Annotated in this window: 13 protein-coding genes; 9 read left to right on the top strand and 4 right to left on the bottom strand. The window is 67.3% G+C overall.

Features of this window, described 5'->3' with window-relative positions; translation table 11 throughout:
- Both rho and trxA read right to left on the bottom strand, forming a co-directional pair.
- Positions 1 to 814: transcription termination factor Rho (gene rho / locus I6U14_RS03535; RefSeq protein WP_296896926.1), on the bottom strand; the 814-nt coding region annotated here is incomplete at its 3' end.
- A 238-nt stretch (positions 815 to 1,052) separates the two neighbouring features.
- Positions 1,053 to 1,379, bottom strand: coding sequence for a thioredoxin TrxA (gene trxA, locus I6U14_RS03540; RefSeq protein WP_296896927.1), 327 nt, complete (start codon positions 1,377 to 1,379; stop codon positions 1,053 to 1,055).
- Between the two features lie 434 nt (positions 1,380 to 1,813).
- Here trxA and rhlB point away from each other — a divergent pair, with 434 nt between their 5' ends.
- On the top strand, positions 1,814 to 3,310 hold the full coding sequence (gene rhlB, locus I6U14_RS03545) for an ATP-dependent RNA helicase RhlB (RefSeq protein ID WP_296896928.1): 1,497 nt from the start codon (positions 1,814 to 1,816) through the stop codon (positions 3,308 to 3,310).
- Between the two features lie 47 nt (positions 3,311 to 3,357).
- Here rhlB and yrfG read toward each other — a convergent pair whose 3' ends face one another.
- Positions 3,358 to 4,074 (bottom strand): GMP/IMP nucleotidase, encoded by a 717-nt coding sequence (gene yrfG, locus I6U14_RS03550; protein ID WP_296896941.1) that lies wholly within the window; start codon positions 4,072 to 4,074, stop codon positions 3,358 to 3,360.
- A gap of 103 nt (positions 4,075 to 4,177) precedes the next feature.
- On the opposite strand from yrfG, the gene nudE reads away from it, so the two are divergent.
- Positions 4,178 to 4,744, top strand: coding sequence for an ADP compounds hydrolase NudE (gene nudE / locus I6U14_RS03555; RefSeq protein ID WP_296896929.1), 567 nt, complete (start codon positions 4,178 to 4,180; stop codon positions 4,742 to 4,744).
- 142 nt (positions 4,745 to 4,886) lie between these two features.
- On the top strand, positions 4,887 to 5,960 hold the full coding sequence (locus I6U14_RS03560; protein WP_296896931.1) for a thioredoxin fold domain-containing protein: 1,074 nt from the start codon (positions 4,887 to 4,889) through the stop codon (positions 5,958 to 5,960).
- A 99-nt stretch (positions 5,961 to 6,059) separates the two neighbouring features.
- Here the strand turns inward: I6U14_RS03560 and I6U14_RS03565 are convergent, their stop codons facing one another.
- Entirely contained in the window at positions 6,060 to 6,935 is an 876-nt protein-coding gene (locus tag I6U14_RS03565) for a DUF6279 family lipoprotein (RefSeq protein WP_296896932.1), read from the bottom strand.
- Between the two features lie 108 nt (positions 6,936 to 7,043).
- Between I6U14_RS03565 and I6U14_RS03570 the strand changes: the two genes are divergently transcribed.
- From I6U14_RS03570 to I6U14_RS03595, 6 genes are all read left to right on the top strand, one after another.
- Positions 7,044 to 7,610, top strand: coding sequence for an MOSC domain-containing protein (locus I6U14_RS03570; protein WP_296896934.1), 567 nt, complete (start codon positions 7,044 to 7,046; stop codon positions 7,608 to 7,610).
- 55 nt (positions 7,611 to 7,665) lie between these two features.
- Entirely contained in the window at positions 7,666 to 8,058 is a 393-nt protein-coding gene (locus I6U14_RS03575) for a thiol-disulfide oxidoreductase DCC family protein (RefSeq protein ID WP_296896935.1), read from the top strand.
- 276 nt (positions 8,059 to 8,334) lie between these two features.
- Positions 8,335 to 8,709, top strand: a complete 375-nt coding sequence (locus tag I6U14_RS03580; RefSeq protein WP_296896936.1) for a hydrogenase maturation nickel metallochaperone HypA — start codon at positions 8,335 to 8,337, stop codon at positions 8,707 to 8,709.
- Positions 8,710 to 8,811: 102 nt separating this feature from the next.
- Entirely contained in the window at positions 8,812 to 9,756 is a 945-nt protein-coding gene (hypB, locus tag I6U14_RS03585) for a hydrogenase nickel incorporation protein HypB (RefSeq protein ID WP_296896937.1), read from the top strand.
- A 185-nt stretch (positions 9,757 to 9,941) separates the two neighbouring features.
- Complete coding sequence (locus I6U14_RS03590; RefSeq protein ID WP_296896938.1) at positions 9,942 to 10,457, top strand: hypothetical protein; 516 nt, start codon at positions 9,942 to 9,944, stop codon at positions 10,455 to 10,457.
- A gap of 95 nt (positions 10,458 to 10,552) precedes the next feature.
- Positions 10,553 to 11,044 (top strand): DUF302 domain-containing protein, encoded by a 492-nt coding sequence (locus I6U14_RS03595; RefSeq protein WP_296896939.1) that lies wholly within the window; start codon positions 10,553 to 10,555, stop codon positions 11,042 to 11,044.
- Positions 11,045 to 11,222 lie beyond the last annotated feature (178 nt).

Raw genomic sequence — 11,222 nt, forward strand, 5'->3', positions numbered from 1 at the left:
GCGCCAGGCGGGTGATGCTGTCGAGCAGGATGACGACGTCCTTGTTGTGCTCCACGAGCCTTTTGGCCTTCTCGATGACCATTTCCGCCACCTGCACGTGGCGGGTAGCGGGCTCGTCGAAGGTGGAGGACACCACCTCGCCGCGCACCGAGCGCGCCATTTCGGTCACCTCTTCCGGACGCTCGTCAATGAGCAGGACGATGAGGTAGACGTCGGGGTAGTTGTGCGCGATGGACTGGGCCACGTTTTGCAGCATCATCGTCTTGCCGGCCTTGGGCGGCGAGACGATAAGGCCGCGCTGGCCTTTGCCGATGGGTGACACCAGGTCGATGATCCGCGCCGTCAGGTCCTCCGTGCTGCCGTTGCCGATCTCGAGCTGCATGCGCTCCTGCGCGAACAGCGGCGTGAAGTTCTCGAACAGAATCTTGTTCTTGGCCGCCTCGGGGCGATCGAAGTTGATGTCGCCCACCTTGAGCAGCGCGAAGTAGCGCTCGCCATCCTTGGGCGGGCGAATCTTGCCGGAGATGGTATCGCCGGTGCGCAGCGCGAAGCGGCGGATCTGGCTCGGAGAGACATAGATGTCGTCGGGCCCTGCGAGGTAGGAGGCGTCCGCCGAGCGCAGGAAGCCGAACCCGTCGGAGAGGATCTCCAGCACACCGTCGCCGTAGATGTCCTCGCCCCGCTTGGCGCGCGCCTTCAGGATGGCGAAGATCAGATCCTGTTTGCGCGAGCGGCCGATGCCCTCGAGTTCCATGGACTGGGCCAGCTCCACCAATTGGGGAACCGGCATCTTCTTGAGCTCTGTGAGATTCATTGCGTCGTGTTTGATGGCGATGGGCCGCCGTTCGGGTCGGGGCCGGGCGGGTGCACGCCGGTCGAGTCGCTAAGGCAGCACAGCCGCGAGGTGCTGAGGGACGGGCCGGCGGTGGCGGGATTGTTTGGCTGTCCTACCGGAGCGCCCGGGGCGGGGCCGGGCGTTATTCCTGGGGTTGTGTTGGCTGCGGCCCCGGCGAGGGGCGGCGGCGGTCGGCTGGGGTGGTGCCGACCCGGATTCAGAGGTTGCTGTCGATAAAGACCGTCAGTTGCGACTTCGACACAGCACCAACCTTGGTCGCTTCCGGCTCGCCGCCCTTGAACAGCATCAGCGTCGGGATACCGCGCACCTTGAAGCGCTCGGTCACGGCGCGGTTCTGGTCGATGTCGAGCTTGGCGATCTTGATCTTGCCGGCGTATTCCTCGGCGATCTCCTCCAGCAGCGGGGCGATCATTTTGCAGGGGGCGCACCAGTTGGCCCAGTAGTCCACGAGGACTGGTTCGGGGGAGTTGAGCACCTCTTCCTCGAAGGTGTCGTCCGTTACGTGCAAGATGCGGTCGGTCACGTTGGGTCTGTCTCCGCTCGGGTGTGGGTTTGCGGCGGGCGGTGTCTCGGGCGCGTTACTCCGTAATGCTTGCCGTGGGCGTGCGGGCCTGCAGGTGGTTCCTGCAGATGCCGTTTTCGCACATGGCTCCTGCGCATGTAGGGCGGCCGAGCCGTCTCGCTGCCTGAGGTATGGCTGCCCCGATGCACCCTAGGCGCATCTCAGGCGGCGTGAGTTCAGACTTGAGCTCAGATGGGAGGTGGGGCGGATTGGCTTTGTTATCGCCCCAAGGGTTAAGATGCTATTTGAGCCAAAGATATCAAGATTTGCAACCCCTCCCGGCCAGCCGGTGCAGACTGCCGGAACAGCCCGCCGGCGCGCACCGAGCTCCAGCCGGCCGCGGCGTCCATCGCGCCGGTCGACCCCGGGGGTACCGGCACGAGCCGCAGGATTCCATGTCAGAAACCCATCTCACCGACGTTCGTTTCGACAGTTTCGATCTCGACCAAAGCATTCTCCAGGGCCTCGCCGACGCGGGCTTCACGCATTGCACACCCATCCAGGCGCAAACGCTGCCGCTCGCCCTCGCCGGCCAGGATGTTGCGGGCCAAGCGCAGACCGGCACCGGTAAGACGGCCGCTTTCCTTGTGGCGGCTATGCAGCATCTGCTCACGCATCCACGCGGTGAGCCTCGCGAGGGTCCGCGTCAACCACGGGTGGTGATTCTGGCGCCCACGCGCGAGCTCGCGGTGCAGATTCACAAGGATGCCGAGGTCCTCGGCCGACACACGGACTTCAAGCTCGGCTTGGTCTACGGCGGCACCGGCTACCAGCAGCAGCGCGACGATCTGGCAGCCGGCGTGGACATTCTCATCGGCACGCCCGGGCGCCTGATCGACTACTTCAAGCAGCGCGTGTTCGACTTCCGCTCCGTGCAGGTGATGGTGCTGGACGAGGCGGACCGGATGTTCGATCTCGGCTTCATCAAGGACATCCGCTTCGTGCTGCGGCGGCTGCCGAGCCCCGCGGAGCGTCTCGGCATGCTCTTCTCGGCAACCCTCTCCTACCGGGTCACGGAGCTCGCCTACGAGCACATGAACGACCCGCAGATGGTGGAGATCGCCCCGGACCAGGTCACCGCGGATCGGGTGCAGCAGACCTGCTACATGGTGGCCAACGACGAGAAGATCCCGCTGCTGCTTGGGCTGGTGCGCCGCCTCGAGGGCGGGCGCATCATGGTCTTCGTCAACACCAAGCGGCAGGGCGAGCAGGTCTGGGGCTACCTCGAGGGCAACGGCGTGCACGCCGCCATGCTCTCCGGCGATGTGCCGCAGAAGAAGCGGCTCAAGCTGCTGGCCCAGTTCAAGTCCGGCGAGCTGCCGGTCATGGTGGCCACGGACGTCGCCGCCCGCGGACTGCATATCCCCGGCGTATCTCACGTCGTCAACTTCGACCTACCTGATGATGCCGAAGACTACGTGCATCGTATCGGCCGCACCGCCAGAGCGGGCGAGGCGGGAGATGCCATCAGCTTCGTCTGTGAGACCTACGCCTTCTGCCTGCCGGATATCGAGTCCTACATCGGTATGAAGATCCCGGTGGAGCAGGTCACCGCCGACATGCTTGCCGAGGTGGATCCCAAGAGCCGGGTGCCGGCACCCCGGCGGCCGCGGGACGGGCGTGGCGAGCGTCGCGAAGGAGGACGAGGCGACCGGCGCGGTGGCCGCCGCGAGCAGGGCGGCGAGGGCCGACGCGGTCGCGGCCAGCGCACACGCGGTAAGACTGCGGAGGCGCCCGGCGCGCAACGAGAAGAGTCGGCGGCGGCGCCGGCCGCACGGCCCGAGCCGGCGCGCGAGGGCCCGAGTGCAACAGCGGATGGCGCCGAGGCCAATTCCAAGAAGCGCCGGCGCCGGCGGCGCAAGCCCGCCGCCGATTCCGCGCCCGCCACCTGAGCCCGTCTGCCCTGCCGGCGCCGACGCGTCTGCTGACGCTGTGCCGTTCAGCGCAGCTGCGCCAACAGCTCCGCGAAGTGAGCAACAGCCGGAAAGTCCCGGATGTCTCGCGCAGGCGCGCGTGAGTCCGGCGCGCTTACCGCCATCAGCCAGCGAAAGCCATAGTCCCGCGCCGCGCGCAGCACATCCAGATTGTCGTCGATGAAGAGGGTGCGCGCCGGTTCGAAGGGCTCGATCTCGCGCACGCGCTCCCAAAAGCCCGGAGTCTCCTTGGCAAGCCTGAGGTCGTGCGCACAGATGACCCGGTCCAAGTGCCCGCCGAGGCGGGTGCGACGGAACTTGAGGTCGATGGACTTTTGGTGTGCGTTGGTTACCAGCACCCGCCGCTTGCCGCGGGCAGCGAGGACGTCCAGGAAGTCCAGCACATGCGGGTGTACCGCGATCAGGTGCTCCACCTCTGCCTTCAGCAGCGCAATGTCGAGCCCGAGCTCCCGGCTCCAGTGGTCCACGCAGTACCAGTCGAGCGTGCCCTGGATGCGGCGATATTTGGGCAGGAGCGCCGCCTTGGCCTCGTCCAGACTGACCCCGAGCTTGTCCGCGTAGCGTCTCGGCACGTGCTCCAGCCAGAAATGGTTGTCGTAGTAGAGGTCCAGCAGGGTGCCGTCCATGTCCAGGAAGACGCGGTCGATGGCCTGCCAGTCGAGCGCCGGGCAGACCTGCGGTACTGGTTGAGCCTGCGGTGCTGGGGCGTTGCGCTGGGGCATGATCATGGGCGGCCGATGGTTGGTGCGAAGCGCTGTAGCGCGCAGAATACCCGACGCCAGCCGCCGCACGCACAGCAGGCAGCAGCCGAGGGGCATTGAGTCGATGACGAGACAAAAACCGCGTGTCCTGGCCAGGCGCCTTGCGGCGCGCTCGGGTATCTTCCGGGTGGAGGCGGTGGACCTGGAGTTCAGCAATGGCGAGCGGCGCACCTTCGAGCGCATCCTCGGCGGTCGCGATTCGGTGATGATCGTCCCGCTGGATGCCGACGATAATCTGCTCCTCGCCCGCGAGTATGCCGCCGGCAGCGATGATTACCAGCTCGGCTTCCCAAAGGGCGTCGTGGATGCCGAGGAGGCGCTTCTGGATGCCGCCGGGCGTGAGCTGCGGGAGGAGCTGGGCGTTGCCGCCAGGTCGCTGGCGGTGGTGCACCGCGTGAGCGTCGTGCCGGGTTATATCCAGCACGGGACGCGTATCGTGCTCGCGCGCGGGCTGTATCCGGACCCACTTCCCGGCGACGAGCCCGAGCCGGTGGAGGTGGTGCCCTGGCCGCTGGCGGACTCGGACGGTCTGTTGGCACGCCCGGACTTCACCGAGGCCCGCTCCGTTGCGGCGTTGTTCCTGGTCCAGCGGTTTCTGGCAGCGGAGGCATTGGCAGGTGCGGGCGCCTGATCGCGAGACTGACCGCTGGAGTGATCAGACTCCGCTCGGGCCGGGCTCGAGCATAGCCTTAATCGAGTACAACGACGACAAGACACCACAAACGCAGGCGGCCCGCCAGGCGCGGCAAGCCTGCGCAGAGGAGGTAGCGATCATGATCTGCGAGTCACAGCGTCGCCACTCGCGCCGGCGCCCGCCGGTCACGTCCGTGCTTGGTCTGTTGTCCGGCTTGCTGGCGGGCCTGACCCTGGCCGCCGGCGCCGCGGCCAGTGTCGACGAGTCGGTCGAAACGGCGCTCGGCCGGGACGACTTTCCACGCGAGGACCCGCTCATCTATCCCGAGTGGTTCAAGGAGCCCTTCTTGAACCTCCCGGACGACCACGCCGAGGCCTTGGCCGAAGGCAAAGACCTGGTGGTCTACTTCGGCCAGCGCCGCTGCGCTTACTGCCACAAGCTGATGGACGTGAATTTCGGCGCGCCGGACATCGTCAAGTACACCCGCGAGCACTTCGATATCGTGCCCGTGGACATCTGGGGCGTCACCGAGGTGACGGACCTCGCCGGCGAGACCCTCACGGAGCGCGACTTCGCGCTGCGGGAGGAGACCAATTTTACGCCCTCGCTGGTGTTCTACGACGAGACCGGCGCCGAGGCGCTGCGCCTACGCGGCTACTACCCGCCGTACCAGTTCCGTGCCGCGTTGGAGTATGTCGCCGACGATCACTACCAGCGCGAGTCCTTTCGGGACTATCTGGCCCGCGGCGAGAACCGCATGGTGTTCGGCCCGGCGGACCTGAACGAAGAGGACTTCTTCGAGCCGCCCCCCTACAACCTGGACCGCTCCAAGGTGCCGAGCGAGCGACCGCTGGTGGTGTTCTTCGAGCAAGGCGACTGTCACGCATGCGACGTGCTGCACGGCGAGGCGCTGCGCCAGGGCGAGCTGCAGCGCCAGTTCGCGGAGTTCGACAGTGTGCAGATCGACATCTGGTCGGACACCCCGGTCGTCACACCCGAAGGCGAGCGCACCACGGCGCAGGCGTGGGCCCGCGACCTCGGCATCTTCTACGCGCCATCGCTACTGTTCTTCGACGAGCACGGACGGGAGATCCTGCGGGTGGACTCGGTGGTGGGCTTCTATCGTTTGCGCAACGTGCTGAACTACATCAGCAGCAAGGCCTACCTCGACGAGCCCAACTATCAGCGCTGGCGGGTGTCTCGGGCGTTCTGAGGCAACCGCCTTGGTGACAGATGACGCTGCCTCATCCGGCTCGGTCTATGGCGCGCTCATCCCGGGTGCCGGTGGGCTGGGTCGGCAAGTCCGTGCGCCTCAGCAAGTCACAGGCGCCATGCGCGGGCTTTGCTGCAAGCGCAGGAAGTCCTTGCGCAGCCCCGTGAGCCGGTCGATGAGCCGACGGCGCTGCGCATCGCTGAAGCTGGCGTCAAGGCGGACCAGTAGGTCCGTCATGCCTGCCCGCAGCTGCACCTGGCTGTCCGCTAATGCCGCAGGCATGTCCGTGTAGTCCACCAGCCAGTCGCTGAGGAACCGTTCGATGTCCTCGCTCGTGGCGCCGCCGCGCAGCAGGGCGATGAGCTCGCGGCGCTTGCGGTCGCGATAGGCATACCAGCTAGCCGTCTCCGGCAGGTCCGCCGCCACGTCACGGACGATGCGGCGCTGCTTCGGTGTCAGCTCGCCGAGCCACCAGCGCATATTGTCCGTGTAGCGCTCGACGCGCTTGCTCACGCGCACCGCCTTCGGGCGGGCGGCATCCTCCGCGTCCTCCTGAGCCTCCTCGCGGAAGCGCTGCTGTAGGGCGTCGATTTGGCCCTTGTCCAGATCCGCCAGCAGCGGCGCGGCGGCGGCCGCTGCCAGTGTGAAGTGGCGACGGTAGATGACCTCGAACTGATCCAGCAGGCACTGCACGTCCGCCCGGGTGAAGCCCTTGCGGGCGTCGTTCTGGGCGCTGTCGAAGAAAGTGGCGAGATAGGGCAGCTCCTCTTCGCGGTGACGGGCCAAGGCCGTCTTCAGGCGCGGTGACCAGCGCTCCATCTGGGCGCTGTCGAGGCCCAAGTAGTCGTCGGCATAGCGCTCTATGAAGAAGTCCGCCGTGTTATAGGCGAGCTGCATACCTGAGCAGGCCGTGAGCAGCAGCAGGGCGGTGATGGTCGTGAGCAAGCGCAGCATGAGCATCTGTGGCGTAGGCATGAGGCGCGGGGATTCCCGTTCGTGGGCGCGGTTGCAGTGCCGGTATAGGCCGCAATATAGCAACTGCCGATGGTTGAACGGGTCACAAGCCGGCGACTACCGCTCCCGATGGAAGCCCCCCATTGCATCGCCGCCGATGCGCTGCCGCTGCGGCGGCGCAATCATGAGCCCACAGCGCTCGCGGACCTTATGAGGCGCCATGCGCAGGCGGGCCGCGTGGTCTGGATCGGCGTGCGTCCGACGAAGCGCGGCGCGCTGACCTGCTTGGAGCAGGTGCACGCCTACGCCGGGCACGGGCTCGGCGGCGACCATTACGCCGTGCCGCACCGGGCTGTGGGTCCACGGCGCAAGCGCCAGGTGACGCTGATTCAGGCCGAGCACCTGGCAGTACTGGGCGCACTCCTGGGCGAGGCGCCCATCGACCCCGCCCGGCTGCGGCGCAATCTGGTGGTCGCCGGCATCAACCTCCTCGCGCTCAAGGACAGGCGCTTTCGCATCGGCGACGCGTTGCTCGAGACGACGGGGCTGGCCCACCCTTGCTCGCGCATGGAGGAGACCCTCGGCACCGGCGGCTACAACGCCATGCGCGGTCACGGCGGCATCACCGCGGCGGTGGTGAGCTCTGGCGTCATTGCCGTCGGCGACACCGTCGAGCCGGTGCCGGGCGGCGACTGAGCTGATGCGGCCGCGGGCCGCGGACCGCAGGCACAACCCAGAGGAGCTGAAGCCCATGAGTGAGCCCACTGACACCGTACTCACCACCTTCTACGACGGCGGCTGCCCCCTGTGCAGCAAAGAGATTGCCCACTACCGGCGCGTCGACCGTGCCGGGCGCATTCGCTGGGTGGACATTACGCAGGACAGCGAGTCCCTGGCCGCCGCCGGTCTGGATCAGCTCACGGCCATGCGCCGGCTGCACGTGCAAGACACCGACGGCCGGCTGGTGCAGGGTGTCCCGGCGTTCGTCGCCATCTGGCGTCACCTTCCCGGCTACCGATGGCTGGCGCGCGTCGTCGCAACGCTGCGGCTCACGCGGCCGCTGGACGCCGCCTACCGGCGCTTTGCCGACTGGCGCTTCGAGCGCCGCTGCCGCGATGGAGCCTGCACGCTGCCGCAGCGCTGAGCGCCGCGGCCCGCATCTCGACACGCTTCCCTCGCTGGGAAGGGTCTTGCTGCCCCTCCACTTCGCTTGCCTTGACCCGCATCAGTGATCGTCTCCGCGGGTCCGTCTAGCCTCCCGCACTCTTGCCGCTGGGTCCAGGATCCTGCTGTCCCGCGTCGTCGAGGAGCCGTCCGCTCATGTTTGCCGCTTTTGCCCTGGGTTGCCGTTACGCGGCTGTCCAGCGCCTATCGATCCGCACCCCGCAGGGTGCTTCCCCCAATTGCGGACGTGGCGCCCATGCATGAGCTCTCGGTTTGCCAGTCCCTGCTCGATCAGGTGCAGCGGATCGCCGCCGATCACGGCGCGGACCGCGTGGAGCGCATTCTGCTGCGCATCGGTCCGCTGTCCGGGGTGGAAGCGCCGCTGCTGCGCAATGCCTACCCGCTGGCCGCCGCCGGCACCATCGCGGAAGATGCAGTACTGGACATCGAGCCGGCACCCGTGCGCGTGCACTGCGTCACCTGCGGTGCAGAGACCGACGCACAGCCAAACCGCCTGCTCTGCGGTGCCTGCGGCGACTGGCACACGCGGCTGGTGAGCGGGGACGAGATGCTGCTTGCGAATCTGGAGCTGAGCGTGCCGGATGTGCCGGACGAGGATGTCGGTCAGTAGCCGCGCTGCCGGTCGCCGGGCACCGCGCCCCGCGCAGGGTCAAAATCCCCGGCGGCGCTGCTATAGTCCAGACCCTAAGCACCAGCAAACCGGAGCCGATCCATGTGCGACACCTGCGGCTGTAACCTGACTTCCAGCAATGAGCACCTGGTGCGTCCCGGCGGCAAGCACGCCACAACCGCCGGCGGACATGCGGCCATCGAGGTGCTGGAGAGTCTCCTCGGCGAGAACGACCATCAGGCGGCACACAATCGTGCGCACTTCGACGCCCGCGGCGTCCTGGCCATCAATCTCATGTCTTCCCCGGGGGCCGGCAAGACGAGCCTGCTGGAGGCCACCATCGACGCCCTCGGCGATGAGCTCAAGATCGCTGTCATCGAAGGCGACCTGGAGACCGAGAACGACGCCGAGCGCATCCGCGCCAAGGGCGTCACGGCGATTCAGATCGCCACCGGCAGTGCCTGCCACCTGGACGCGCACATGGTGCACGACGCCCTGCACCGGCTGGATTTGGACGGCGTCGATATCCTGTTCGTCGAGAACGTCGGCAACCTGGTGTGCCCGGCAAGCTTCGACCTGGGCCACCACCGCAATGTGACCCTGCTCTCGGTGCCGGAGGGCGACGACAAGCCCGCCAAATACCCGGTGATGTTCCGCGCGGCCGATCTCGTGCTGCTTACCAAGGCCGACCTGCTGCCGGTCCTGGACGATTTCGATGCGGGCCGCGCCGAGCATTATCTGCGCGATCTCGCGACCCCTGCACCCTTCCTGCCGATCAGCGCCCGCCGCGACCCCGCGAGCCTCGGCGCCTGGCTCGACTGGCTGCGCGCGGAGCTCGCCGCGCAGCGCGAGCGCCTCGCCGCCGGGTCAACAGCGCGGCCGGCGCTGCAGCCGGACGGCGCCCTGCTCCACGGCGCTCATGCCGGACACGAGCACGACCACGCACACGGCCATGCACACGGCCATGCGCACGAACAGGGGCAGCAGCATTCGCATGGGCACGGCGGTCTTGGGCATGTGCAGAACGCGCAGCGCTCATCGGGCTGACTGCCCACCGCGGACGGCGCGCCGACCGACGCCCGCCGCCACCAGCGGCCCGCTGCCCAAGCCTGTAGTATGCTTGCACCGTGGCTGGAGGCGGCTCAGATCGCCCCGCAGCGGATGACACCGGGCCGGCGCTGTCGGCTCGTTGCTGTACCGCGCCGAGCACAGTCCATCATCGATCCTGGAGGATGACCAACGTGGCTATAGAAGCCCGCACCGCAACGCTCACTGTCGGCCTCGTGTCTCTGCTGATCCTCGCGCCCGCCGCACAGGCGATCGGCTTCGGCGACATGTTCAACCCGGGCCGTTGGTTCGGCGGCAACGACGACGACTACTACTACGACGAAGGCCCCTGGGGCGGTCCCTATGGTGCCTACGGCCCCTATGGCGCGCCCTACGGCTACGGCGCACCCGGTTACGGCCCCTACGGTGGTGCCCCGGGCTACGCGCCTGGTTACGGCTATCCCACAGCGCCCGGCTATCCCGCGCCAGGCTATGCCGCGCCGGCGGCCCCGGCCGCTCCGTCGGCGCCAGCCGCTGATACCGAGAGTGCCAAGGATCGCGAGATCGAGGCGTTGAAGCAGCGTATCGAGCAGCTGGAGAGCCGTCAGTCAGCACCTGCCCCGATGCCTTCCGCCCCGGCAGGCAGTGCCGGCGACGGCTGGCCCTCTGCCCCCGCCTTCCGGCCCATGGATCAGTACTGAGCCACGCGCAGCGGTGGCACCGTCCGGTGCCGCCGCGGCAGCGCCGACACACCGGCGCCCCCAATCGCTTCTGCCGACCTGCAAACGAGGCCGCCATGCTGCCCACAATCAGCCCACTGCTCCATCGCCGTGTTCTGCTGGCCCTGATCGTCACCCTGGGCATCGCGGCGCCGGCGACGGCTGACGATCGCTATGCCGTGTACGAGAGCGACAGCAGCTTCGAAGACGTCATCGACGGGCTCAAGCTCGCCATTCAGGAGCGGGGCATGTACATCAACAATGTGATGCACATGGACGAGATGCTGGAGCGCACAGGCAAGGACCTCGGCATGGAGGAGACCATCTACACCCATGCCCAGTCCATCGAGTTCTGCAGCGCCGTGCTCTCGCGGCGGATGACAGCCGAAGACCCCACCCGCATCGTCAATTGCCCTTTCATCATCGCTGTCTACACCCTGCCGGATGAGCCGGGCACGACCTACGTCGTGCACCGTCGCATCCCCGCCGCCGAGACCGAGGCGAGCGAGGTGATGCGCGACGTGTCCCAAATGCTGCAGGACGTCGCCGACGGCGCCGTCAGCTGGTAGCCTCCAGCCGCGTCGATTCCCGGCGCCAGCCTGTTTCCATACGGCATTCGGTTTGTCGAGCGAAGAACCTGCTGATGCCTTTTCTCTTCCTCGAACCTCGCCCCTCGAACCTCGCCACTCTCCGCTAAGGAGACGCTGATTTATTGGGCATCCTGCCCAAAAATCAGACGGAGCCGGA

The sequence above is a fragment of the Thiohalocapsa sp. genome (genome assembly GCF_019695415.1).
Lineage (GTDB): Bacteria > Pseudomonadota > Gammaproteobacteria > Chromatiales > Chromatiaceae > Thiohalocapsa.

Bases quoted from the DNA above. Each gene is read 5' to 3' on its own strand.
- I6U14_RS03575 (WP_296896935.1), top strand. From the start codon at position 7,666: ATGAGTGAGCCCACTGACACCGTACTCACCACCTTCTACGACGGCGGC.
- I6U14_RS03570 (WP_296896934.1), top strand. From the start codon at position 7,044: ATGGAAGCCCCCCATTGCATCGCCGCCGATGCGCTGCCGCTGCGGCGG.
- rhlB (WP_296896928.1), top strand. From the start codon at position 1,814: ATGTCAGAAACCCATCTCACCGACGTTCGTTTCGACAGTTTCGATCTC.
- I6U14_RS03580 (WP_296896936.1), top strand. From the start codon at position 8,335: ATGCATGAGCTCTCGGTTTGCCAGTCCCTGCTCGATCAGGTGCAGCGG.
- I6U14_RS03595 (WP_296896939.1), top strand. From the start codon at position 10,553: ATGCTGCCCACAATCAGCCCACTGCTCCATCGCCGTGTTCTGCTGGCC.
- nudE (WP_296896929.1), top strand. From the start codon at position 4,178: ATGACGAGACAAAAACCGCGTGTCCTGGCCAGGCGCCTTGCGGCGCGC.
- I6U14_RS03590 (WP_296896938.1), top strand. From the start codon at position 9,942: ATGACCAACGTGGCTATAGAAGCCCGCACCGCAACGCTCACTGTCGGC.
- I6U14_RS03565 (WP_296896932.1), bottom strand. From the start codon at position 6,935: ATGCCTACGCCACAGATGCTCATGCTGCGCTTGCTCACGACCATCACC.
- yrfG (WP_296896941.1), bottom strand. From the start codon at position 4,074: ATGCCCCAGCGCAACGCCCCAGCACCGCAGGCTCAACCAGTACCGCAG.
- hypB (WP_296896937.1), top strand. From the start codon at position 8,812: ATGTGCGACACCTGCGGCTGTAACCTGACTTCCAGCAATGAGCACCTG.
- I6U14_RS03560 (WP_296896931.1), top strand. From the start codon at position 4,887: ATGATCTGCGAGTCACAGCGTCGCCACTCGCGCCGGCGCCCGCCGGTC.